We start from the raw sequence: 24,141 nt of genomic DNA on the forward strand, positions 1-24,141 counted from the left end.
GACCGCATAGGCGCTCAGTGGATCTTCTGTTGTTCCAGCCATTTCAGGACCTCGGTCCGCTTGTACAAGACCTTGGCATTTCGGCCGCGGCCGAGTTTGTAGCCCTTCAGGCCCAGCTTTGCCGCCTCGCGGTAGACCCAGCTCACGGACATGTTGAGCATGATCGCCAGTTCAGCGGTGTCCATCAGGATCGGCTCGGACTGACGCCCTCTCCCCGTTCGGCTGGAGGACGGGACACTACTTTGCGACTGAGTAATAGAGGAAACGGGCATTGAGCCTCTCCAGTAGAGCTGTCCTGCTGACCATGCCTGATGGCTAACGTTGCCTTTGGCCATGGTCACGGTCGTACCATTTTCGTAGGGTCACGGAATCCGACCGTGGACGCTGGTCAGTGCCTGACGGTCATAAACGCCATGTTCGGAGTACGGCCCGGTTTGGCCAACCGGCGATGATCCGCTATTTTCCCGACCTTTCTTTGGCGGGCCGCGAGTGAGGGCGGCGCACGCTGCGCCGATGTGCACGGCGGAGACCGCGTCCCGTCGGATCCGCGGCGCGGTCGTGTCGGTCCGCGCGCCGGGGGTGAGAGCGGTGCGACTGCGGGTGGAGGTGGCCCCAGGTATGGGGCAGGGGGCGATTGCGTACCCTGGGGGCGTCGTCACGGCAGGGGCCGGAGTGCCGGCGCAAGCCTTCCGTCGCTGCGTGACGATGTGTCAGGAAAGTCAGCAATCGGTCAGCAAGAGTCCTGCAAAACCTGGTGAAAGCCGGCCGGACGCGCGACTTGCCCCAGGGTACGGAAACCGCCCTTGACCTGCGAATATGCAGGCAGGGAGCCAACATCCAGGAGTGCCGCAATGCTGCGTACCATGTNACGATGTGTCAGGAAAGTCAGCAATCGGTCAGCAAGAGTCCTGCAAAACCTGGTGAAAGCCGGCCGGACGCGCGACTTGCCCCAGGGTACGGAAACCGCCCTTGACCTGCGAATATGCAGGCAGGGAGCCAACATCCAGGAGTGCCGCAATGCTGCGTACCATGTTGAAGTCCCCAAGACCTGGTGATTGGACATCGGCGCAGGTCAGAGCCACCATGACGGGGCCCGGGTCAGCAATCGGTCAGCATCGGTCCCAGGGGGCCCGCTGTCCCGCCCCCGGGCACGGCAACGGGAGGCCGGAGAGGTGCCTCCCGGCGGACCGGAAGGCTCTTCCTTGGCTCGACAGCTGGCCCGCGGCATGGGCTCCTTCTTCAAGCCCTGCGACTGCACCCGCCCGACCCGCTGCCCGCACCCGTACACGATCCGGTTCCGTGATGCCCTCGGCAAGCAGCGAGAGGAAGCCGGCTACAGCACGCAGGACGGCGCCATTGAGCGCCTGACAGAGCTCTACGCGGAACGGAAGAAGACTTCCCCCACAGTCGCCGAGAGTCGCCGCGAACTGGGACAGCGGAGCATCGAGGAATATGCCGAGACGTGGCTGCCACGTCAGCGCAAGATGACCGAATACTCGACGGCGCAGCACGTAGCCAGCTACTTCAAGGTCCACATCAACCCGGCCCTCGGCTCGCGGAAGCTGATCTCCGTCACTCCGGTCGTGGTGGAGAAATTCCTGGATGACCTGGAGGCCAGCGGCGTGGGCCGAGGCCATCAGTCGAATATTTACCGCGTCTTGAAGTCCCTGCTCCGGGATGCATACGACAAAGGTGCGATGGCGGACGACCCTGTCAAAGGCGTGCAGGACCCGGAGTATGTTCCGAAGACCGTTGTCATTCCCACACTTGAATACATCACGAAGGCATTGACGGTGGCGGACGAATTCCTCGCCATGGAGATTATCATGATGGTCGGCTGTGGCTTGCGTAATGGCGAAGCTCGCGCCGTCAATCTGAACAACATGGTCGCCTTCGACGTGTACCGAGTGACCGAACAAATACACTCGAACCTGCATATGCCCGCCAAGCTGAAGCATCGCAAACCGGGTGAGTTCAGGGAGGTCCCGTTGCCATGCACGGTGCGGGGTGCCATGGAACGGTTCGCAGAAAAGCATGGCGCCTCGCCGAATGGCTATCTTCTCCGAGGTCCCGGCGGATACTTCACGGAACCGATGGAGCGGCGCCGCGTTCGAAAACTGTTCGAGAAGCTGCCTCCACAGAAGGGGGTGGGTATGTATGGCTTCCGTCACTTCTTCGCCTCCAACGCATTGGGCAACGGCATACCGATCACGGACGTTGCCGAATGGATGGGCCACAAGTCCATCGAAGAGACCTACCGAACCTACAGGCACCTGATGCCCGGCAGCATCAACAAAGCCGCCAAAATCCTCGACGCTGCCCTCCAACTGGCTGTTTAGCGCGACTACCGCTGTGCAGGGTCGCCCGGGGACGGCCAGCGCCGAGCTCGGTACCGAAGGCAGGCCTGGCCATCGCGTTAGGATTCTCGGCCGTCCCGGAGGACGGCCGCCACCACACCCCCGGGCCTCGGTCCGGGGCCGGATTTTGGTTGCGACTCTCGGCCGTCCCGGAGGACGGCCGCCACCGCCCGTGGGACGTGACGGACGGCCCGGCCGGAATCGTTGCGACTCTCGGCCGTCCCGGAGGACGGCCGCCACGGGACCGCCCGGGTCTCGGGCGTGGTGGAGAGCACGTTGCGACTCTCGGCCGTCCCGGAGGACGGCCGCCACCATCGTGCCGTCCGCGAACCTGCGCCGGCCCGCGGAGTTGCGACTCTCGGCCGTCCCGGAGGACGGCCGCCACACCAGCGCGGTGGCGTCCCGGGTCTTCGAGCCGTCGTTGCGACTCTCGGCCGTCCCGGAGGACGGCCGCCACAGCCCTGCCCAGGGCGCATCCACCATTGCATGCGCTGTTGCGACTCTCGGCCGTCCCGGAGGACGGCCGCCACCATCTTCAAGTCAGCAGTCGGCACCCGGATCGCCAAGTTGCGACTCTCGGCCGTCCCGGAGGACGGCCGCCACACTACCGGGCCACCGAACTCTCGGGATACGACGAGGTTGCGACTCTCGGCCGTCCCGGAGGACGGCCGCCACGGTTTCTGGCCAGGGATAACGCCGAACTGCGTGTCGCGATAGGCGGAAGTTGCGCCTGGCGTTTCACTCATTTCCAACATTTTGCTTCGGTGTGAGTTGCGTTTGGCGTGTGCACTTGTGGTTCCGAAGCGAGTTGATCAGAGGACGAGGTCGTCCCGGTGTGACTGTACTCGGGCGATCCCGCGGGTTTGGACATCGGCAAGGCCGTTGTGGGGAAGGCGGTAGATCCGGATGCTGTCGCGTTCGGTGTCGATGGTGCTGTCGATACGTGCCAAGAGTCGGAGCAAGTCGGCGTCGTCGGCGACGATTTCGAAGACCGATTTTTGGACGCGGAGGCCGTAGCCTTCGCAGAGTTTGGCGACGCGCCGGAGTCGCTTGGCGCCTTCTGGGCTGGTGGTGTCCACGTCGTAGGTGAGGAGAAGGTCCATCATGCAGCCGTCCAGGGCAGGTAGCCGGGAAGGTCTCCGCGGACGTGGCGGGCGAGCAGGCGGGCCTGCATGACCGGGAGCAGTCCGGCGGGGACATCGCGACCAGCAATGCTGTGCTGCCAGTGCTGCTGTCTCCAGTCCTGCCATGCGCGGAGTACGTCGCTTCTGCCATCGTCTGTGAGCCGGACGGCTCCGCCGGGCAGTTCCTCGAAGTGTTCGACGCGCAGCTGCCGGCGGTTGAGCAGGGTGAGTGCGAGACGGTCCGCGAGGATGGGGCGGAATTCCTCCATGAGGTCGAGGATCAGCGCGGGTTTGCCTGGCCGGATGCCGTGGAGATAGCCCACGTAGGGGTCGAGGCCTACCTGCTCGGTCGCACCGTGGACGAGGCCGCGCACAAGTCCATACAGAAACGACAGCAGGGCATTCACCGGATCGGTCGGCGGCCGACGGGCTCGGCGTTCGAAGGGAGGTATTCCCTCGGCGGGGCGAAGCGCGTTGCGGAAGGCGGCGAAGTGGAGGCGTGCGGCGTCACCCTCGATGCCGCGGAGGGCGTCGAGATGGGGAGCCGAAGCGGTGGAGGGAAGACTCTCGGCCAGTTTCGAGGCGGCGGCGCGCATCGCTTCCTGCGCTGAACGGGGAGCGTCGCGGGCTGTTCGGAGGATGATCCAGCGGCTGTTGCGGATCTTTCCGGCAACGATGCTGCGGGCGATCTCGAGGCAGCCGTCCTCGTCGTCGTGTATCTGGTGCTGGGCGTGACGGAGGAGAACGTTGCCGCGTACGGCGCCGTCGAGGCGTCCCAGGTAACGACCGCTGCGACTCATCCAGGTGATGGGTCGGGCGTCCTGGGCACAGCGGGTGATCAGTTCGGTGGAGAGATTGACGTGTCCGTAGACGACGATGGCATCGAGGCGGCGCAGCGGAAGAGTGCGGCGGCCGGTGTCTTCAGGAACGCGGACACGGACACAATCTTCCTCGAGGCGGAGATCGGCTCCCTGGGTCTGGACGTAGAGGGTGTTGAGAAGTTCGGTGGTCATGCGCGCTCCGGTGCGGGGGCGATGCGGTAGAGATCGCGGAGAGCCTGCCGATAACGGCGGTCGCCGGCGAGGACGCGGGGCATGCAGGAGTTGGCCATGGAGCAGCGTCGGCAGCGGCTGTCGGCGACCGGCGGGGGAAGGGTGCTGGAGGTGAGCATGCGCCGGATGACGCTGGTCAGTTCAGCCACCCGCTCGCGCAGTGGCTGGTCGACGGCGATGAGATGACGTCTTCGATCGGCGGCTGAGTACACAGCGGCCTGCGTGATCGTGGTGCGGAACATCTCTTCCAGGCAGATGGCCTGCCCGGCGGCTTGCACGTCGGCGGGGCCGGCGGGCCGATAACGGCCGGACTTGTGCTCGACGGGCAAAACGCGACCATTTGCGTGGAGTTCGACGGTGTCGCAGACGCCGACCAGGCCGAGGGCGTCATTCCAGACGGGCAAGGCGTGGAGGGTGCGGACGGAACCTCTTCCGCGGTTGCCCGGGGTGTCGACACGTTGGTGGAGAAGGGTGCCACGGACGGTTGCGGCGTCTTCTTCGAACGCGTCCTCCAGGAGGATGAGCCCGGACTGGCGGGGGCAGTAGGCGTAGTGCTCCAGGGCGGAGAGGGGAACCTGCAGCACGTTCCCCTCTCCGCCCTGGAAACCAGGCGACTCCGTCATGCCGGCGCAGAGGCCGTGGGGCGGGCGAGAGTCGTCAGGGTGACGCCGACCGGGAGGTCGGCGGCTGCAGGATCAGAGAGTGTGTAGTCGTCGATGCAGCGAGCGGGCGTATCCCTTCGTCGGGTGGCGGTGACGAGGTCGGTGAGGTTGTGTGCGGGCACTTGGCCGAAGGCGTCGTCGTGGGTGAAGATGTGGAGGGCGCGCAGGCTCAGGCCGGTGCGGGCGGCAGCGCGGTCGTGCTCGAACATGAGGGTGAACGCACGCCAGAGCATGGCGAGGTCATCGCTGGTGATGCCCGTCTTGGCAGCCAGGGGCGCGCTGAAGTGACCGGTCCCCTTGTAGAGGCCGTAGGGGATGATGTGCTTGGACCCCATTTCGGTTTCTTTGGCGTTGCCCTTCTTCTCCTTGTCGGACTTGGTCTCGGGCTGCGGATTGTTCCAGGCAGCCAGTTCCTCTACGCGGGTGGGAGTGACCCGCGTGATGGCGACATCGAGTGGGGTGACGGGGTCGATGGTGCGTGCGAATCCAAGCTGGACGGGGCCCTGGACTCGACCAGCCCATCTCTCCCGCTTGCCAGTCGTCATGACGGCGCCGAACATGCGCACGTCGAAGAAGTTCTTGCACATCCACTGCTGGGCGGAGTCCTTGCTGGTGGCGCCGCCCTCGTGGTACGCCCGCTCGTGTTGGGAGTTCAGTGCGGTGCCCGCCTCGATGTAGATCTCGTATCCGGGCCTCTTCTCCACGGCGTTGAACAGTGCGACGGTGTTGCGGATCTTCCGCTTGATAGCGACATCGGTGATGAGCCCTTGGCCGGTGACCAGGTCTGTGCGGGGGATGCCGCCGTTGTCCGGATCACCGTTCGGGTTGGAGTCCAGGGCCTCGATCAGGAAGACGAAGTCGTGCTTGCGGCCGGGGTCGAGATGCGGTGCGGTCACGATTGCCGGTGTCCTTTGAGGAGAGTCGGGTAACGGTCGGGTGAGAGGGCCTTACTCGGCTGCTTCGTGGGGCGGGGTGTTGTCACCGTGAGCGTTCTCATCGGTGCTGCCATCGGCTGACTTGCGCTCCTGGATCGCTTCGAAGTCGGCCTGCCGCTGGTGGTAATAGCCCATGACGAAGTCGCACTGCTCCAGCACGCTCAAGTGCTGCGGGAGACCGGTGCGCGGGACGCGGCCCATGAACTCACGCAGGCGTGAGTCGAGAGCGGTCATTGCTCCGCGGTTGTCGCGGCCCAGCCGCTTGAGGTGGGCGTTGGCGTTTCTCAGCAGCTGCACCATCGTCGCGCGGGGAGCCGTTGCGGCGACGGAGAAGTACTTGTCCCGGAGACTGGTGTTGAGGTCGGGGATCGCGCTGCGCTGGATCTCTTCCAGCACGGCGAACATCCTGCCCCAGAGGTAAACGGGGTGGTTGTCGGCGTCATCAAGAGCGTCGGGCATCTCGGCTTTCCTGCATTCGTCGAGTCGGTTGAGGGCCAGGCGGATGAGGGCGACGCGCGGCGCGTCGATATGCCGGTCGGCGTGAATGCGTTGCATCAGCATCGGCAGAACACGTGCGGGGAGCCGGGACCCGTGCAGTGCTGCGAACAGCAGTTCAGTCTCCAGCCCAACAGGGGCGCTGTCCCGCACGTAGCGCTCGCCGTTCCAGCGACCGCAGCACAGAGCCATCAGCCACACCGGGATATGGCGGATACGGCCTTTCCACCCCTCGTGGATGCCGTGCTGGGAGAACCACAGGCCGAGGGTCCGCTTGACGTCGGCGACAGGCACGTCGAGCCAGTCGCGGACGACGATGCGTGCGTTGTTCAGGCCGATGGTGAGCCCGTAGAAGGCATCGGTGTCGACTCCGCTGACTGCCCTATGAGTCGGCTGGTCCTGGATGCTGCCGATGAGCCGCGCGATGGTGGCCTCGTCCGGCTGGTCGTTGAGAGTGGTGACGAGATCCGGGTCTTCTCCCGGCCGACGGGTCCACCAGACGAAAGCGCCATGGTCCTTGAACCGCCGACACTGGGTGCGGGAGGAGAGCAAGTGGTTGAGGGAGGCCATGGCGCGGCTGCCGCACCGGTGGCAGATTGGGGTGTTGGTGAGCTGCTGGATTCCATTGCGTCCCTGGGCGGTGCTGTTGATGGAGACCAGCTGGCCCTCGTTGCTGCCTCCGGCGGTCGGAACCGATCCCTTCTTGACCGGTTCTGGAATCGTTGTGAGCAGCGCTCCGTGAGTACCGCACACCAGGCACAGTCCGGAACGGTCTTCGCCGCCGCCCTTTCGTTCCCGCACGATTTCGGCCCACAGCCGCTGGACAGAGGGCAGGGTGTGCAGCCACCGGGTGCCGACCCGGAGCGCGATCATCTCCTTGTGGCCCACGTCCTCGGTGGCAGGCCACGTCGCGTCCGGTGCGGTCAGAAAGGTCCGGACGGCCGCTGCGGCAGGGTCGTGCGGCGCGGTGTCCGCCCAGCGCAGCGCCAGTTCGCGATAGGCGGCGTGGCGGCGCTGGGCCTCAGCCCGGTCCTTGTCGGTCGGCGCGTTCCGGCCGTTCACCTTGGGCACACCGAGCACGAACTCGGCAGTGTCCACCAGCAGGTACGGCGGGACTTTCGTCCCGGACCGCTGTACGTGCGGGACGTGTTCGATCAGTGCCTGGTCCCGCAGCTTGGCCGGCTTGCGGCGGTCCTCCAGTTCCGCGGATCTTCCGTCCTCGGCAAGGAGCAGCACGCGGTCGATGACCTTGGCCCGATGGTATTCGGCGGGCAGCTCGTCGGTGGCCCGCTCGGCGTACTCGCTCAGCCGTTGCAGCAGCATGGGATTACCCTCCGGCCGTGTCGGCTCGCCATGGGGCGCCCGGCGTGGCGACCGCGTCATCGGGCAACGGTTGCTCGGGTACGTGCATGACGCCTTCCGTCACCGAGGCCCGGAACCAGCGGTACCGTTCGCCGGCCGGGGTGTATTCAATCGAGTGGAGCATTACGCCCAGTTCGTCGGTCCAGTCGGTATGGGCCGGCAAGCTGCTGGACGGGCCGAAGTGCGCCGTGAACTCGCGGCACCCGAAGAATGGCTGGGAGAAGCAGGCCCCGCGCTCCACTCGGCGGCGCAGCTGCTCGCGGTACTTCTCCTCCGACGCCGGCGGGAACCCACCACCTCCGGCGCGAGCCTTGGGTGAGACGACCACCTGGGCGTGGATGCGGTACCGCACATCCCGAAGGGCCGTTGTGCTGCGCTGGTCGCGGTCGACCTCGACGTCATAGTGCCTGTGCCTGTCCTGCTGCAGTGACGCCACCTGGGAAGCGGTTGTTACCGAGCACACCTCGTTCCGACGGACCCGCATCCATCGGACCGGACTGAGCACCTCGATCCGCCGGATCACGTAGCGGAACTCCGGCTTCCAGAACACCGCGCGGAGTACACCGTCCGCAGCCGATGGTGTTATCAGCGGGTAACTGACGCGCTCCGATTTCAGCTCGGGCCGGGTGAAGCACGCCAGGTCACCCCATGCCTCGACCACAAGGTCTGGAAAAGCCCATCCGCCATTGCCACGCGCCAGACGCCGCGCAGTGGCAGTTGTCGAACCCATCCGATGTTCCCTTCGAATTCTGTGGTCCTGTGCAGGGCCTCGCGTTTACTTCGCCAGCGCTCCGGTATTCGAGATGTCGGCTGCTTCGGGGGTGTCGAGTCAGCTTCCCGAACTGTTGCCTTGACGACCGGCGAGCGGGCCGCGTGGCGCACCTGGCAGTTGTCGGTGAGTCGGCTACTGTCTCGCACTACTGGAACGGTGCCTGATACTGCTAGTCGACAAGCAAAGGAGCTCTCCGATGCAGAATCCCCTCGCTGATACGATTTTCCTCGTGGTAGTGGTCGTCGTCCTCGTTGTAGTCCGCGTCCCGGCGACGACGACTCTCACGCTGGGTTTGACAGTGAACGCATCCCGCCGCGCGGGATGACCTGTGCGGCGGGGCGCGTGCACCTTGTACTGCCAGTCGTCAAGCGTTACGACTCTCGGCCTCCGTGCTCACAAAATGCTCAGAGACCGCCATCGCCCCAGGAGGACTCGCCCATCGTTGCACAGTGACACTGCGGCATGCCCATCTCTATCATCTGCTCAGATCAAGAATGCAGCAGGATCCTCCGTCCGTTGACTGTCCAGTCCGCGTGCGGCGTCGTAGAAGCCGCGCCACACCACCAAGTCCCCTACGATCGGTTCCGCAATACCACTGCTCAACGCCTTCAGCACCTCGTGCCGGGGCAGTGAAGCCGTATGCGGCTGGAGCCGCCGCAGCACCTCTGGTCCGGTCGGATACGGATCTCGGAGCCGCTTGATGTCTGCTTCGATCCGATCGCGGTCCTCTTCCGACTTCTCCGGCCGCACAACCACTACCGGTTGCGAGTAGCTGTCGTCGATCATGCGGAATTCCCTGGCGACTTCTGGGAAATCCAGCGCCCGGCGCAACTGCTGGATCTCCTCGCCAAAAGCACGGCCGTCGGTACCCTGCGCTGCGTAGCGGTCGGTGTAGTAGCGAGACAGTGCCGCAAGGTCATCCGGATCAGCCAGATCTGGGCCAAAATTCCGCTCAGAGGCGCTCTTGGCGGCATCGTACGATCCGCCTCGTGGGTCGCCACCCTCCGACGGGCGAAAGATAACTACTCTGCCCTGAGCATTGCGCCCATCGCGGTTGCAGCGGCCGGCCGCCTGCTGTAAGGACTCCGCCGGGGCCATCGCCCGGTACACACAGGGAAAGTCGATATCGACACCGGCCTCGATCAGGCTGGTGGAAACCACGAATGTGCGCAGGCCGGCGGCGAGTCTGGAACGAATGAGCTTGATTACTTCGCGGCGGTGCTCCGCCGTCATTCTGGTGGAGAGGTGGAGCACCGCTGGCTGACCCGGGGCCCTCAGTCGGTCCCCCATGGAGGCTGCTGACGCTGCACTGCCCGATTCCCCGGCCCCCGCCAAGTTCACCAAGCACTTGTGAAGTACAGAGGCGTCCTTCGTCGTGTTGACCACCGCCAGAACCTGTGACTCGGGTTCACCGGCGATATCGTCAGCGACTTCCTCCCACGACAGGTCCGCATCCGAGCGCCAGGTGTACTTCACCCGCCGCAGCTCGGTGAAGAGGCCCTGGACATCGTCGATGACCATGTGGCGCGGGGAGCCTTCCAGCTCGGGAAGCGACCAGAACTCGGGCTGTGTGGCGGAGGCCAGCACGACCGAGGCACCGAAGTGCTCCACCAGGCCGCGCAGTGCACTCAGAATCGGCGCGAGCAGTCGATCAGGAAGGGCTTGCACCTCATCGAGCACGATCACCGCCCCTGCCAAGCGGTGCAGCTTGCGCATGGCCGCCGGCCGGTTAGCGAACAGAGACTGGAACAATTGCACCGTCGTCGTCACGACCATCGGCGCATCCCAGTTCTCCGCCGCCAGCCGCGCCCACCGGCTGGCGCCGCCGGTTCCGTCCAAGTCAGCGGAGCTGTGGTGCTCCAGGACCACGGGAGCCCCGGCCTCGCCCTCACCCGGATCCAGCAGGTCTCGGTACACCTCGGCGTTCTGTTCGGTGATGCTGATGAACGGAACTGCGACTACCACCCGGCGCAGCCGGTGCCTTGCGGCATGCCGTAAGGCGAACCCGGCAGAGGCCAGGGTCTTGCCACCACCGGTTGGGACATGGAGGACATAGACGCCCGGATTGCCCTCAGCGGCAGCGAGAGCCTGCTCGTACACTGTTGAACGGACCGCGTCCACCGGTGACGGTTCCTTGCGTTTGAGGTACGCGCGCCGCCGCGTCTCGAACCGGCTGTGCAGTGACGCCATGTCGGTGTCCGGCGCGACGCGCGGCGTTCCTGTACCGTCGAAGTGAGCGGCAGTGTCGAGGAAGTCGGCATCCACCAGACAACTGAAGAGCAGCCGAACCAGTAGATCCTTTCCGAGCCCGATTTGCCGGGCGGGCAGCTTCCTGAGCCAGTAGGGCGGCGCGATCACTTCTGAGCGGATGATTTCCGGAATCAACGCGGAAACGGCCTCCACAGCTTCTCGGGCGTTCGCCGCGTCGCGATCATCACCAGCCAAGGCACGCACAATCTCGCGCACCTTTGCACGGTCATGGAGACCCCCATGGTGACCGTGAACGACTGTGGCAAAGAGAAGTCCGGCGTGCTGGGCAGCCAGGCCCGCTCCGGCGTCCTTATGAGGAACACCGACCCGCTGGTGGCCTGCCTCTGCCCTGTGGATCAGCGCATCCTGCCACGCACAGCATCCCTTGCCGACATCGTGCACCAGTGCCAGATACTCGGCTAACTCGGCTGCTCCGAACACCGCACCGAACTGTCGTGCCAGAGCCGCCGAACCACGTAAGTGATCGACCAACTCGTGTCGGACGCCCGAGACTGTGCTGCGGCTGTGCGCGTACAGCCTCCTACCCCTCACCACACCCCCAGAAGTCCTTCGTTCGCGATCATACTAGGGTCTTGGAAGCCGTCACTCCTCCAGTTTCGCGATTTTCGTACGACAGAATCCTCCGAAGGTGTATAGGCGCCTCGCGCCTGATCGCCTTTACCGGGCAACTACACCAGGGCTACGGTGTCCTCGGGCCTGTAAGACGAACGGCCCTGCCTCAGATCCCGTGGTGACGGAGTGTACTGTATTCGTCACACCGAAAGTGGTGGGACAGGGCTCAGTTGTGATAGTCGCAGGATGAGCGCCACGGGATCACGTTATGCAGCGGGTGAGGTCAGCGGCCGGCCCGCGTGATGGCGAGGGAGCCTGTCCGGTGTGAGGGCGGGCTCGGGCCGCGTTGCGTCGGCTGGTCCGTCTTGCGCTGGGCGGGGGTCGGCGGCTCCGGTTGGATGGCCTGCCAGCGGGCTTGGACGGCACGAAGGTGAGCCAGGACGCGGCGGCTGCCGGTGAGGAGCTGCTCGATGGTGTTGGCCGGTTCGTCGGCGAGGGTGCGGATGTGCACGGCGGCGGTGTGGGTGTGGGCGAGTAGGGAGCGTTGGAGGATGCGTTCACCCCAGTACTCCGGGTGTCCGGCCAGGGCGGAGAGTAGTCGAATGATGGCGTCCGGGTCGATGTCGGGTGGGAGGCCGTGGTGTTGGGCGTGGCACAGCACGGTCACCGGGTCTACCAGGTCGCCGCGGCGGACGAGTGTGGTGAGGCAGGCGAACAGCGTCGCGTGGAGCGGGCTGGTGAAGTCCTGTGCCCGCAGCCAGCTCATTTCCGTCATGGCTGCCGGGCGGGCGATTGTGGTGGCGAGCAGGAGCCGCTCCTCCTCCAGCTCCTCCTCGGTGGGGCTTTGTTCCGGGGCGGCGGGGATCGGGGTCCGGGGCAGGAAGGCGGCGTGGCCGGCGAGGGAGGCGGCGCCCTTCAGGAACCGGGCCAGGGTGTCGGTTTCTTCGATGACGGTGCGGACGGGGTCGGGCAGTGTGGGGTCGATGGCGGTCTGGGCGAGCCGTTCGGCGTGGATCCGTAGCATCCGGCGGGTGTGCTCGGCCCTGATGATGCGGGCGTATGCCGGTGCGTGCTCCGTGCGCGGGCATGCCTGGATGAGGGTGTGCAGGTAGCCGGCGGTCAGTCCGCGGGTCTCGGCTCGGGCGGCGTCCAGCACGGCGTCCAGCCACACCAGGGAGGAGGCGTGCTCGGCCGGGTCGGGCAGGTCCAGGGCCTGGATGGCTGAGAACAGCGCGCGGTGGAATGGGTGGCCGAAGTGCGCCAGCTGCAGCGGGCCGATGCTCTCGCGGTGCACCGGGTCGAGCAGCAGGGCACCGAGCAGTGCCTGCTCGGCGTAGTGGACCGGCTCGGGGGTACCACTGCCCTTCCGTGGTTCTGGGTCGTGGTCCTGTCCGCCGGGGATGCTGGAGGGCTGTGTCATCAGGCCGCCAGGGAGAAGTCGTCGGGACAGACCGTGGCGCCGATGTGCTCGGCGAGCAGGTGGGCGCCCAGTCGCGGTGGGACGGCGTTGCCGATCTGGGAGAAGATCTGTCCCTTGTTCCCTCGCCATGGGTAGCGGCGGGGGAAGGACTGGAGCACGCCGGCTTCGGCTGCGGTGATCCGGATGGGTTCCGGCGGTGCCGGATCGGTGCTGTCTGTGCCGGTGGCCGCTTGTGGGACCCAGACGCATTCGTTGGCGCGGTGGCCGAAGAACAGAGTGCCGGCCGGCTCGTCGGCGTGGCGAATGGTGGCGTTGGCCTGGTTGTTGGAGCGCAGAAACCATCCGGTGCGGTTCCGGCGTGGGGCGGGTGGTGTTCGGTGGCCGGGGCTGGGTGGCTTCCATGTTCCGCGGGCTCGGGCGTCGGTGAGGGTTTGGCGGGAGCCGGTGGGGAAGGGCTCGGGTCCGCCGCCGTCGGTGCCGCCGGCGCAGACGGTGGGCACCGGCCGGTCGGTCGCGCCCCAGCCCAGGGCCTGCGCCATGGAGACCCACTTCGCCCGGCCGGGTCCGAACAGGGTGTCCCGTTCGGCGAGGGCCGCGTGCGTGGGTGGCGGGGGCGCGGCGGTGCGCGTGCGGGAGGCCAGCAGGATGGCCCGCTTCCTGGTCTGTGGTACTCCGTAGTCGGCCGCGTTGAGGATGCCGGTCCAGACGGAGAAGCCCCAGGTGCGCAGGATGGCGGCGTACTGCTTCCACAGCGGGAGGACGTCGGGGACTTCTTCCATGGCCACCCATTCCGGTTCCCCGGCACGGTTGAGGGTGTGGAGGTAGCGCATGGGTTCGGCTGCCAGGAGGGAGCGGTCGTCCCGGCAGGAGGTGAGCAGCTTGGCGCGAGTGTCGCGGCCGGCGGCGAGGTCGGCCACCGCCTGGTGGACGTAGGGCTGGTCCAGCAGCCCGAGCCGCTTGCCCGCCGCTGACCAGGCCTGGCAGGGAGGACTCGCGATCACCCCGCGGGTACGCCCGGCGAACGGATGCGTGGGGTAGGCGGCGACATCGGTGCGGATGGTCAGGTGCCCGGCGGCGGCCCGGGTGGCACAGGCCCACCGGTCCCACTCCAGCCCGACATCGCGCGCGCCGAGGTGGCGCAGTCCTTGTGACCATCCGCCGGCGCCGGCGAACAGGTCGACGATCCAGCGTTGGCCCGTGGTCACGCGGCCAGTCCGTAGTCCTCGCGCGAAGTCGTCTGCGTCTCCCCTTCACCGCGGCAGGCCCAGGGGGAACAGCCGCCGCCGGCACCGTGCTCGAGGTCGTCTTCGGCTGTGGCTGTGTCGGTGGGGGCGGTGGATTCCGGGGTGGCCTGGCGGGCGGCCCATTCGGCTGCGGTGACGTGGTCGATGGGCGCCTGGGAGAGCGGTAGGCGGGAGCGGTGCAGGAAGGCCTGTCCCAGCAGGTGGTTGCCGGTGGCGTTGGCGCGGGCGTTGCCCTGGCGTATAGCGGCGTCGAACTCCACGACGTCATGCCATTCCTCGGGGGAGGTGTCGCGGATGGCCCGCCATTGGGCGTTGCCGTGGAAGGGACAGCCCAGGCAGGCGCTCTTGGGGGTGTCGGACAGGTCGCGGGCGGCGAGGTAGCGCAGGCAGTCCTGCCTCGACCAGCCCAGGTCGATCAGCGGGTGGCGGTTGCGCATGTAGCGCACGTCGGCGTCCTTGGCACGGTGGAATTCGTCCACCGAGATGCCGACCCACTGCTCGACGAAGAGGTCCTTGGGTATGCGGGCCGGATAGGGGTAGCCGAGGAGTTCGCGGACCTTCTTCTTGATGGGCTTGATCTTGTATTCGCCCGTGCTTCTCTGCACTTCACCCTCATGGGTGAAGGCGGGTATGTGATTCGTCAAAGCGCCTCCGAGATGGATGGGATGGGGTCAGGGGTGGTGTCGCCGGCGACCGCAGGGCAGATCCCCACGCGTCGGTAAGATCAGCGCTCTCAATGGGGGTGCGATGCGAACATCAGGGCGGGGCGGCGAGGGGCAGAAGTACGCGCTGACCTCGGACGAGGACGACAGGGACTTCTGGGGCTTCGCTCAGGAAGCCGAGGGGTTGTTCACGCCCCTGTCGGATGAGGAAGGAGCGCGCCGAGTGCACCTGGCGGGTTGTTTCCCGCAGGGTGGCCTACTGAGGTGCGTTGACCATGTCGGCAGTCGTCGTGCCGTGGCGGGGAACGCCTGGTTCGAGCTCCTCGACGGTGACGGTGCCGCCATGGGGTCCTACTTCGTTGGCGAGGTCACCGTCATCGACGTCAAGCCCTCCGCCGGTGGTGCCAGCCTCGTCGACCTCACGGTGACGCTCTGGTGCGAGAACGCCCTGCCCGGAGCTGAACGACCGTGGGAGCTGGTCCGCACCGGTCTCCTGAACCACACCGGAATGTGGCACGAACTCGCACCCGAGGACCGACACGCGTGGCTGTCGGTGGCCCTGTGGTCCCGGGAGTACCACCGTCAGGGGAAACCCGATGCGCCTGCAGGCCAGGTGTTCACCTTGGATGGCCGACACATCGTCGACGAAGACAGCTTCTACTGCGCGATCGGTGAGGCCATCAACGGACCTGGTGGATACTTCGGCTGGAACCTGGACGCTCTGGACGACTGTCTGAGAGGCGGCTGGGGCGCGACCACTCCGTTCACCTTGCACTGGGACTTCTCTGCCGAGGCTCGGACGCGGTTGGCGGAGCGCGTGCCCGCCGGTGATCGCGAGCTTGTGCTGTTCGACCTCCTCCTGGAGATCTTCGAGGAACGGGGTGTGAGCGTCATCCTTCGGTGACAGCTCGTTGCTTCGAGGCGTCGGTCTGGGGAACGTCATTCGGACTCCCGCGGATGGCGGCGTGCGGGGATGCCGAGGTGGACAGCTGGTCGCTGGGTTCGGCGTTGGGTCTCGTCGCGCTTCGCGCGAAGGAAGGTGAGGGTGAGGTCGATGCCCTCGATCTCACCGATCCAGCCTTCTGCCTCGGCCTGCGTCCTGCGTTGCAGGAGGTCGGCTTCGAGCTCGGAGAGCCGGGCGAGCATCTTGGGATTGACGTGGAGCATCGGGCAGCGGATGCAGGCGTGTTCGTGCTGGCAGGGGGTGCCGTAGGGGCGTCCGCAGGAGCCGAGCTCCACCTTGCGGCGGTCGAAGTGCTCCTCGAACTCGGTCCACTCCTGCTCGGTGGCGTCCCGGTACTCCTCCGAGGGCCGGACCTGGCGCCTCTGGTGGAGGTGGGCCTGGTAGTGGCGGATCACGTCCTCGTCGAAGACGGCGACGTAGCCGCGGGTGGTCTGGATGCTGAGGTGACCGAGCAGTGCGGCGCCGATGTGGATGGGCAGACCGCTGTTGACCAGCTCGGTGGCGAAGATCCTCCGGAAGTCGTGCGGGGTGAACTTCAGCCCGCGGAACCCGGGGTGGGTCTCGGCCAGGTCCTCGCACCGTCGGCTGATCATCTTCTGGATGGTGCCGGGGTTGAAGATCTTCGATCCGATCGCTCCGTTCTGGCGCTGGAAGAGGAACGGCATCGGCGCACTCCAGACCTTGTCGTGCGGGTCGTAGCGGCTGACCAGCGGAATCGGCCTTCCTCGCCGGCCGTGGCGCCGGATGATCGAGGCGATGACGTGAAACAGCTCGGCCGACATCGGGATGACGCGCTCGCGGTCGGTCTTGGACGGTTCGATGACGAGCAGCGCGATGACCTCGCCGTTCGCGCGCTGATACTGGCGGATGCTGAGGTGGGTCAGCTCGCACAGCTCCTCGATGCGGACGCCGGAGTGCCGCAAGGTCTCCACTGCCGCCCAGTCCCAGAAGGCGGCCTCCTCCTCCGTGCCGATGTGCCTCAGTTCACCGGAGCCAAGGTCCAGCACGCGGGTGGGAACGGCATCGCCGTGCCGGAGCCGCTTCTGGTCCGACTCGCTGATCACCCGGCGATAGGCGTTGCCGGCGAAAGTGAACTCCTCCCCGTCGGCGGCCTGGTCGGCGCGTTCGAGCAGGAGCCGGGCATGGTCGTAGCGGGACTCGACGTGGTCGACCAGGACGGGCAGGAGCGGCTGGCGCTGCCGGGTGCGGTCCGCCGAGCCTTCGGTCCCCTTCCGCCGGCGGATACCCAGGCCATGGAACTCGCCGGGCGGGACGGGACACGGCGCGACCCAGGCCGCCCAGCGTTCGGGTTCAGCAGCAGCCCAGGTGTGCAGGTCGTAGTAGAAGCTGCGGACCGAGATGACGATGTCGTCCTGACCCCGCCGGTGGGTGCCGTCGTCCTTGAGACGGATCGTCTCGCGCCAGCGCGTGTAGAGGTCCGGTGTGATCCGAAGGCCCTGCTGGCCTGGGTTGAGCTGCTCGATCTTCACCCAGAAGTGCTTGACCAGCAGGAGCGCGAGCTGCTTCAGGCTGGAGTAGTCGAGATCGGCTCGGCGCCGGCCGAAGTAGTCGATCAGCAGGCCGCGGACGGCCTGATCGCGGATCCCGTACTGATCGACGAGCTCCTCGATGGTCCGCTGGCCGCGCATCATCGCCGCCCGCATAGTCGTCGGAGTGGAGGCCGGGAACCGCCCCATCGTGATCAGGGCCGTCCACATCCCGTGCCCGAACAGGCGGTTGGAGGCCGGTTGCCCGGGCTGGAGACGGCAGCGGGCCAGCCGGTTGTCGTGCGCGTACTGGAGGATCGACTCCGGCGTGACGTCGGCCAGCGCGACGCCCTGGTAGGTCAGGAGCGTGCACATGTCGAGCACTGCCTCCCGCTGGTGCTTGAGCCGCAGCTCCTGTGCGGCGATGTGCTCCTCGAAGGTGACCAGCAGCGGGTCGTTCTGCGCGGAGATGAACAAGGGCGTGAAGTTGTTCAGCTGGTTTTGCCGGAAGGCGAGCATCGTGGGCTGGACGACGCGAAGGCAGAACAGCGTGCGGACCCCCGGGGTGACCGCGAGGCCGGTCGTCCTGCGGGCACCCAGACTGTTCGCCTTGATCAGCCCCTTGCCCAGAGGGCTGGCGTCCCACCTCTCCTGCCAGGTGTGCCCCGGGTGGGTGGACAGGTACTGGAGGATGCCGCGGGTGGCCTGAACGCGCTGGTGCCGGGTAACGGTGGAAGCGTCCTCCCAGACGTCGAAGGCCAGCTTGGAGATGTGGTTGATCGACGCTGCAGACAGTTCTCCGTGCGGTTGCGGCGGCGGCTCCGAGACCGCAGGCTGCGGCTTCATCGGACCGCCCACGAACCGGCTGGGAAAGGTGAGCCCCTCCGCGATGGGCCCGTGCCGGCGGCTGACCCCGGTGGTCGTGCTGGACCTAGCCACCGAACACCGCCTTGATGTCATCCGCGGAGTACCCAGTGGGGTAGCTCGTCGCCGGCCGCGGCGTGCTGTAGTGCTCCGCGAGCTTGTCGAACATCTCCTCCACCCGCGCGGTCAGGTAGCGGCTGGTGGTCTGGATGTTGGCGTGCCGCATGATCGCTTGGACCTCGACCGGGGTGAGCTTCCCGCCGTTGGCCATCCGGGACGCCGCCGTGTGCCGAAGGTCGTGCAGGGTCCAGTTCGTGCCCAGCAGCTCGTTCGCCCGCTGCATGATCCGCCGCATCGCCCAGTAGGACAGGGGGCGATCGCTCCCGCGACGGGTTCGCCACACCGACTCGCCCCGCGCCGGCGTGCCCGCTTCGTCGAGATACCGGGCCAGCCGGACGAACGCCTGCGGCGAGGCCGGCACCGCTTCCCTCTCCCGGGTGCCCTTGGAGATCACGTAGATCCGCTGGCCGGCCCAATCGATGTCGTTCACCCCCACCCCGAGCAGTTCGACAGCGCGGGCGCCACTGGATACGTAGAACTCCAGCAAGGCGCGGTCACGCTCACAGCCCATGCGATCGAACAGCTCGTCCCACAGCCGGTCGGGAATCGAACGGGGCGGACGGTCGGAGACCTTCTGCCGCAGCCGGGACCGCCCCACAACCGCCCGCGGCTCCAACGGACTCCGGTGCGCAAGGGCATGTCGGCGCTGCGGCGAGATGGGGACAGGGTTGACCACTGGCCCATTGCCCTGATGGGCGTGGAACCCATAGAAGCCGCCAACCACCGACAACGCATGGTTGATCGTCCTGGGCGCGTATCCGGCACGGAGCGTCGGCTTGCCGGTCCTGAGGTTCACCGACCCGGGCACATGTCCGCCCGGTTGAGTCCGCCGTCGCTGCGGATTCGAGGCCGTCCGCAGCCACCCCGCCAGCACCGCGACCTCAGCCTCGGTCGCCTTCTCCCACGCCACCCCCAGCAGCCACAGCAGCCGGAACCACCGCAGTAGGCCGTACCCGTAGCTGCGTACCGTCAGCGGACTGCAGTCGTTCAGCGCCAGATCCCGCAGGTAGGCGGTAGCCGCCTTGATCTCGTCGTCGTACGCGTTCACGACGATGTACGGCGGGTGGACGCCCCGAGCGGGGACAACGGCCCCCACCCGGGGCAGCTCGGCCCGCCCCTCGATCAGTTCCTGTCGCAGTTCCAAGGTGTTCCTCCTCGTCGATCGCACTGACCATCACGTCGATCAACGAGGGGAGTTGGTGCAGATAACTGTGCACTGTCGGCGTGCCATCCCCGGTCTGCCGTCGGGGTTGAGGATGTGCAGCGGCATGGAGGCGAAGCGATGGGCGGGGTTGAGGGCGTCGTTGCGGATGTGGCCGGAGGTGACCCGCAGCACGGGGATGCCGGCAGGCTTGGCGACTTCGGCTTCGAGGCGGTCCAGGTGCCGGTAGACGGCGGCCGGTTCCCACTGGGTGTCGGCGAAGACGGCGGCATCCAGGCGCGGGAGGGTGCCGTCGGCCGCCAGGCACAGCAGGGTGGTGGACTGGACGCCGGCGCCGAGGGAGAGGATGCGGAGGGCAGGCTGAGTCAAGGGCGGGGTTCCTCACAGGTGTGGGTGGAGCCGAGGCGCGGTGCTCGCAGGCGGCGTGGTGGACCGGGCTGGCCGCCGGGCGAGTGCGGGATGGTGTCGGCACAGGACAGGGCCCGCGCGCGCCCCGCGGAGGGGGCGGGTGCTGGGATCAGCGGGTGGGCCGGGCGCCGTGTGCGGGCGGGGAAGCGGCGGGCCCGGAAGTGGGGACGGCGCGACTCCGCTCGGTGTCCGGGAGGCTGCGGGTGTAGAGGCGGGTCAGGCGATCCAGGTGACGCATCTGCTCCACGCGGCGGATGGCGAGGCCGTCCAGGCGCCCGGCGCGGGTTTGGAGGATGCCGTCGCCCGACGGGAGAATCCCGGCGTTCTGGCCGCTGGTGAGGCGTCCGAGTTCGTCGCGGAGCGCCTCCGCCAGGCGCAGCAGTTCGTGCTGGGTGCCGTCGAGATCGTCCGCCGCGGCTCTGATCAGGTTGGCCAGGCCCGCCAGGTGTGGGGTGTCGGGTCGCAGGTGGGCGGGGTCGGTGCCGCCGAGGAACTCGCGGGCCAGGCGGGTGCCCAGCGCGTCGTCGGAGGGCGGGTGCTGGGGCACGGGGTTGCCTCTTCGGTGACGGGGCTCAGCGGGCGGGGCCGGAGGGTCGGGCTGGAGTTGCGGGCGGTATGGGGACCGGAGTTGGCGCTGTGTGCTTGGGCGCGGGTGGCGGGCCGGGCAGTGCCTCGGCGAGGGCGCAGAGTTCCGCGACGGCGTCGTACACCTGCTGGCTGCACCGTTCGGCGGCCTCGCCGATCCGGTCGGCCTGTTCGGGGACCAGCGCGGCGGCGCGGTCGGCCACGGCTGCGGCGAATTCTTCGACGGTGCGGGCCGGGTTGTCGGCGTGCTCCCACAGCGTCTCGGCGAGCAGGGCGATGTCCTGGACCGTGCGCGCCTTTCTCGCGGCGGAGACGACCTGGTGGACCTCGAGGCCGGCGCGCCCGAAGTCACGCAGCCTGAGGACTTTCAGCAGGGCCACCGCGGCGGCCAGGCGCTGGGCACGTTCCTCGCGTTTCATGCTGGCCGGCAGGTGCAGGGCGCCTTCGGAGGTTTCGGTGAAGCCGACCGTGCGCAGGACGGCTGCGGCGTCCTGGCTGTAGATGCCTTCGGCGAAGACTCCGTCGTCCTTGTGGATCAGCCGTAGAGCGGACCAGGGCATGGAAGGGTTTCCTCCTTGTGCGAAGGACCGGGGGAAGTGGAGAAGTGGATGCGCGGGGCCGGGGGTGCCGGCCGCCTGACCGGTGTCTCGTGGCCGGGCGGGGGCGGCTACCAGGTGGTGCCGGGCGGCAGGTAGGTGGCGGCCTGGCGGCCGAGGCGGGTGGAGAGTTCGCGCAGCGCTGTGCTGGTGGTGTCGTCGGGTGTGGTGAGGTGGACGACGGTGCGCAGCGGGTGCGGGGTGCAGCCGAGGATCTTCTTGGCGCGGTAGTTGCCGCGGCCCAGGTCGATCCGGGTGGCTCCGTGGCCGATGGCCCAGCGGGCGGCTTCGGTGATGAGCCAGGTGTAGATGTGGCGGGCGGTCGGGTGGCTGTAGTCGAGGCCGGCCGCCCACAGGTACAGGCAGTCGCCGTGCAGCCAGCCGTACACCCCTCCGGCGAGGTTCCCGGCACTGTCGCGGGCGGTGAGGAGCACAGCGCCAGGTACGGTGGCGAGGAGGCGGAAGAGGTCCGCGTTGTACAGCGGTGTCCGGTGCCGGCTGGTGGTGGCCTGCGCCAGCCGGGCGAACTGCGGGAGAGCCGCTAGAAGATCGGTGCTGGTGAGGGCGGCGGGGGCCAGGCCGGCGTCGGTGCCGCGGCGCCACTGGCGGCGTAGGTCGCGGCGGTGGCGGCCCGGGGTGGCCGCCCACCACTCCTGAAGTGAGGCACCCAGGGGCCGGGTATGGGCGACAGCGGTGGTCAGGTTGAGCGACTGCCGCCGCTTCGGTACGGCCCGGTGCACAAGGCCGGCCTGCTCGGCGTTCAGTCCGGAGTAGACCACGGCGCAGGCGCCGAGCTGCGCGGCGAGGGTGAGCGCCTTGGCGGCGGTGGCGGCGGCGATGGCGGGGGAGGCGGTGCTGGCGCCGCCGTATTCGGCGTGCGGGGAGCCGGCCCACAGCACGGTGCCCGGCCACACCGTCGCCATGGCAGCGGCGGTCTCCAGCAGGTTCCAGCAGGGGCTGCCGCCGCCTGGGGTGAGGTGGAAGGAGACGGTCTGCGCGTAGGTGGCGTCGTCCAGGTGCAGGTGGCGGTGGGCCAGGATCTGCTCGGTGGTCGCACGGGTCCAGGCCGTGGCCCATTCCCGGGTGCCGAACGGCGTGTCGGCGGGCGTGGTGTCGGGCGGGGCCTGGTCGGGCCGGTTGTACCAGACGGTGGTGGTCTGCCGGGCGGAGGTCGGTGGGGCGCTCATGCGGCGGCGGCCCCGGAGGTGGTGTCGGGGGTGATGTCGGCGTGCACGGTGGCGGTCAGGCTGTTCAGCCGCCGCCGGCACTGGGCGGCCGTCGCGCCGGTGACGACGAATTGGGCGAGGCGGGCCTCCAGTCCGCCGGCCGGCGGGGGAGCGACAGCAGTACCGGGCGGCAGGAGCGGGAGGACGCGCTCGCACCAGGGCAGGTTCTCCACGCCTTCGGCGAAGGTCAGGCCGCGCAGGATGCCGGCGGTGTGGGGGTAGAGGAAGCCGACGGCGGCGGCCCGGTTGCGGGTGCGGGTTAGGTCGGGTGTGCGGCCCAGGGCCAGGTCGGCGGCGGCTGCGACCAGGTCGATGCCGGTGGCCAGGTGCACCAGGTGCGGGATGAGGTCCCCACCCAGGCGCGCATTGATCTCCACCACCACCGGCCCGGCGGCGGTCAGACGCAGCTCGACGTGCGAGATGCCGCAGGTGATGCCCACCGCGTCCAGCGCGGCGGTGGCCACCTGGGCGGCGGCGGGCCAGTCGGGGTCGGGTTCGGTGGTGACCACGTGGCCGGTCTCCTCGAAGTACGGCTCCGCGCCCAGTTCCTTGCGGGTCAGCGCCACGGGGTGGTGCCGTCCGTCGGCGGTGGCCACCTCGACCGACACCTCCGGCCCGTCCAGGTAGGACTCCACCAATACCCCTGTGCCCTCCGGACCTTGCTGGCTGGCGGCGCGGGCGGTGAAGGAGAAGGCCTCTCGCACTTGGCTGGGGCCATCGGCGCGGATGACACCGAGACTGCCGCCGGCCGCGGCCGGTTTGAGCACCACCGGGTACCCGATCCGGTCCGCCGCACGCAGTGCCTGCTCCAGGCCGGCCACGGCGGTCCAGCGGGCCGAGGGCACCCCGTGTGCTTCCAGGGCGGCGCGAGTGCGGGCCTTGTCCCGGCAGGCGTGTACGGCCTGCGGGTCCGGGCCGGGCAGGCCCAGATCGTGGGCGGCGCGGGCGGCGTTCACCGCGGCGAACTCATCCCAGGTCAGTACACCGTCGATCCGGTGGCGCGCGGCCAGATCCCAGGCGATGGCACGCACGGCCTGTTCGTCGTGAGGATCGGCCACGGCATGACCGGCAAGGTAGGGGCGCTGCCAGGTCGGGGGCGCGGCCTCCAGAAGCACAACGCGGTGCCGGGCGGCCAGTGCCTTGAGGGCATAGCGCCGGTAGGGCTCGTGGCCGGAGCCGATGAGCAGGATCGTGGATGCGGACATGAGCGGAGACCTCGCAACGGGCGTAAAGGCGGAGGGTTCGCGCAGGGCTGGCGCGGATCCGCCAGGCGTAACGGGCTGGGGCGTGGGGGAGACCGGAGTAGTGGGGTGGCGACGGCGGGCCCGGTCCGGCTCCAGGCCCTTTACCAGGGCCAGTGGCGGCCTCGGTGTGGTTATCGGGGGCGGGGCGGGTGGTGGAGCCGGCTGGTGAATGACGGTGTCTGCGGCGCCTGCGGGAGCGACGGCGGTGCGTGGGCGGCCTGCTCGCCCGGCAGGGCAGGGGCGGAAGCCTGCTGTTCCAGCGGTCCGGTGTCCGCCTTCCCGATTTCGGGGGTCTGCGGGGTGAGGGCGGTGACGTTCTGGGTGTTGACCACCAGGTAGCCGTGTTCGAGCAGGGCTTGGCAGGACTCCCGTACCAGCTGGTCGCGGGCTTCCGCAGGCAGGTCTGTGGGCAGCTGGTAGAGCGGGAGACCGCGCAGGGTGCGGGGCTCGAAGCCGTGGCGGCGCAGGATGTGGTGTGCCTCGGGGCGGTCGCCCAGGACGGCGACGTACAGCCCTTCGCCCTGCGGGTCGATGCCGTAGAGGACGTCGGGGTCGATGAACACCTAGGGGCCTTCCT

The 24,141-nt window shown here is 67.9% G+C and carries 20 protein-coding genes, 1 pseudogene and 1 CRISPR repeat array; of the genes and pseudogenes, 2 read left to right on the plus strand and 19 right to left on the minus strand.

The window, feature by feature from the left end; genetic code table 11:
- Positions 1-14: 14 nt before the first annotated feature.
- Positions 15-335 (minus strand): helix-turn-helix domain-containing protein, encoded by a 321-nt coding sequence (locus tag GQS09_RS00445; protein ID WP_243760991.1) that lies wholly within the window; start codon positions 333-335, stop codon positions 15-17.
- 867 nt (positions 336-1,202) lie between these two features.
- Between GQS09_RS00445 and GQS09_RS00450 the strand changes: the two genes are divergently transcribed.
- The gene (locus GQS09_RS00450; protein ID WP_243760984.1) at positions 1,203-2,339 is read left to right on the plus strand and encodes a site-specific integrase; all 1,137 of its coding nucleotides are present in this window, start codon (positions 1,203-1,205) and stop codon (positions 2,337-2,339) included.
- Positions 2,340-2,344: 5 nt separating this feature from the next.
- Positions 2,345-3,032: a CRISPR direct-repeat array (repeat unit 37 nt; unit sequence GTTGCGACTCTCGGCCGTCCCGGAGGACGGCCGCCAC).
- A gap of 137 nt (positions 3,033-3,169) precedes the next feature.
- Here the strand turns inward: GQS09_RS00450 and cas2 are convergent.
- The 10 genes from cas2 to GQS09_RS00500 all read right to left on the minus strand — a co-directional run bounded on the left by cas2 (position 3,170) and on the right by GQS09_RS00500 (position 14,851).
- Positions 3,170-3,463, minus strand: coding sequence for a CRISPR-associated endonuclease Cas2 (gene cas2 / locus GQS09_RS00455; RefSeq protein ID WP_243760985.1), 294 nt, complete (start codon positions 3,461-3,463; stop codon positions 3,170-3,172).
- Complete coding sequence (gene cas1c / locus GQS09_RS00460; protein ID WP_165983923.1) at positions 3,460-4,494, minus strand: type I-C CRISPR-associated endonuclease Cas1c; 1,035 nt, start codon at positions 4,492-4,494, stop codon at positions 3,460-3,462. The genes cas2 and cas1c overlap by 4 nt, the downstream gene beginning before the upstream one ends.
- Complete coding sequence (cas4, locus tag GQS09_RS00465; protein ID WP_313895928.1) at positions 4,491-5,117, minus strand: CRISPR-associated protein Cas4; 627 nt, start codon at positions 5,115-5,117, stop codon at positions 4,491-4,493. Before cas4 ends, cas1c begins: the two co-directional genes overlap by 4 nt.
- Positions 5,118-5,152: 35 nt before the next feature.
- Positions 5,153-6,091 (minus strand): type I-C CRISPR-associated protein Cas7/Csd2, encoded by a 939-nt coding sequence (gene cas7c, locus GQS09_RS00470; RefSeq protein ID WP_313895929.1) that lies wholly within the window; start codon positions 6,089-6,091, stop codon positions 5,153-5,155.
- A 51-nt stretch (positions 6,092-6,142) separates the two neighbouring features.
- A complete protein-coding gene (cas8c, locus tag GQS09_RS00475) occupies positions 6,143-7,948 on the minus strand; it encodes a type I-C CRISPR-associated protein Cas8c/Csd1 (RefSeq protein ID WP_165983925.1) in 1,806 nt (601 codons plus the stop codon).
- Positions 7,949-7,952: 4 nt separating this feature from the next.
- The gene (gene cas5c, locus GQS09_RS00480; protein ID WP_165983926.1) at positions 7,953-8,717 is read right to left on the minus strand and encodes a type I-C CRISPR-associated protein Cas5c; all 765 of its coding nucleotides are present in this window, start codon (positions 8,715-8,717) and stop codon (positions 7,953-7,955) included.
- Positions 8,718-9,242: 525 nt separating this feature from the next.
- A complete protein-coding gene (locus tag GQS09_RS00485) occupies positions 9,243-11,450 on the minus strand; it encodes a CRISPR-associated endonuclease Cas3'' (protein ID WP_313895930.1) in 2,208 nt (735 codons plus the stop codon).
- Positions 11,451-11,865: 415 nt separating this feature from the next.
- Positions 11,866-13,002: a DnaB-like helicase N-terminal domain-containing protein gene (locus tag GQS09_RS00490; RefSeq protein WP_165983927.1), complete on the minus strand. Its 1,137-nt coding sequence runs from the start codon at positions 13,000-13,002 to the stop codon at positions 11,866-11,868.
- Positions 13,002-14,207: a DNA cytosine methyltransferase gene (locus GQS09_RS00495; RefSeq protein WP_165983928.1), complete on the minus strand. Its 1,206-nt coding sequence runs from the start codon at positions 14,205-14,207 to the stop codon at positions 13,002-13,004. The genes GQS09_RS00490 and GQS09_RS00495 overlap by 1 nt, the downstream gene beginning before the upstream one ends.
- Entirely contained in the window at positions 14,204-14,851 is a 648-nt protein-coding gene (locus GQS09_RS00500; RefSeq protein WP_165983929.1) for a hypothetical protein, read from the minus strand. The genes GQS09_RS00495 and GQS09_RS00500 overlap by 4 nt, the downstream gene beginning before the upstream one ends.
- Before the next feature lie 142 nt (positions 14,852-14,993).
- Between GQS09_RS00500 and GQS09_RS00505 the strand changes: the two genes are divergently transcribed.
- Complete coding sequence (locus GQS09_RS00505) at positions 14,994-15,812, plus strand: barstar family protein (protein WP_165983930.1); 819 nt, start codon at positions 14,994-14,996, stop codon at positions 15,810-15,812.
- Between the two features lie 35 nt (positions 15,813-15,847).
- Here GQS09_RS00505 and GQS09_RS00510 read toward each other — a convergent pair whose 3' ends face one another.
- The 8 genes and pseudogenes from GQS09_RS00510 to GQS09_RS00545 all read right to left on the minus strand — a co-directional run bounded on the left by GQS09_RS00510 (position 15,848) and on the right by GQS09_RS00545 (position 24,127).
- Positions 15,848-18,298, minus strand: a complete 2,451-nt coding sequence (locus tag GQS09_RS00510; RefSeq protein WP_313895931.1) for a site-specific integrase — start codon at positions 18,296-18,298, stop codon at positions 15,848-15,850.
- Positions 18,291-19,487, minus strand: coding sequence for a site-specific integrase (locus GQS09_RS00515; RefSeq protein ID WP_165983932.1), 1,197 nt, complete (start codon positions 19,485-19,487; stop codon positions 18,291-18,293). The genes GQS09_RS00510 and GQS09_RS00515 overlap by 8 nt, the downstream gene beginning before the upstream one ends.
- A gap of 66 nt (positions 19,488-19,553) precedes the next feature.
- Positions 19,554-19,817, minus strand: a pseudogene (locus tag GQS09_RS00520) (hypothetical protein); the annotation flags it as partial.
- A 205-nt stretch (positions 19,818-20,022) separates the two neighbouring features.
- Positions 20,023-20,460 carry a hypothetical protein gene (locus GQS09_RS00525; RefSeq protein WP_165983933.1) on the minus strand — a complete coding sequence of 146 codons (438 nt, stop codon included), beginning with the start codon at positions 20,458-20,460 and terminating at the stop codon, positions 20,023-20,025.
- Positions 20,461-20,485: 25 nt separating this feature from the next.
- Positions 20,486-21,058, minus strand: coding sequence for a hypothetical protein (locus GQS09_RS00530; RefSeq protein WP_165983934.1), 573 nt, complete (start codon positions 21,056-21,058; stop codon positions 20,486-20,488).
- A 107-nt stretch (positions 21,059-21,165) separates the two neighbouring features.
- Positions 21,166-22,281, minus strand: coding sequence for a GNAT family N-acetyltransferase (locus GQS09_RS00535; protein WP_165983935.1), 1,116 nt, complete (start codon positions 22,279-22,281; stop codon positions 21,166-21,168).
- On the minus strand, positions 22,278-23,525 hold the full coding sequence (locus tag GQS09_RS00540; protein WP_165983936.1) for an ATP-grasp domain-containing protein: 1,248 nt from the start codon (positions 23,523-23,525) through the stop codon (positions 22,278-22,280). The genes GQS09_RS00535 and GQS09_RS00540 overlap by 4 nt, the downstream gene beginning before the upstream one ends.
- A 170-nt stretch (positions 23,526-23,695) precedes the next feature.
- Complete coding sequence (locus GQS09_RS00545) at positions 23,696-24,127, minus strand: hypothetical protein (protein WP_165983937.1); 432 nt, start codon at positions 24,125-24,127, stop codon at positions 23,696-23,698.
- Between the last annotated feature and the right edge of the window lie 14 nt (positions 24,128-24,141).

This window comes from Streptomyces sp. YIM 98790, assembly GCF_011421595.1.
Classification (GTDB): domain Bacteria; phylum Actinomycetota; class Actinomycetes; order Streptomycetales; family Streptomycetaceae; genus Streptomyces.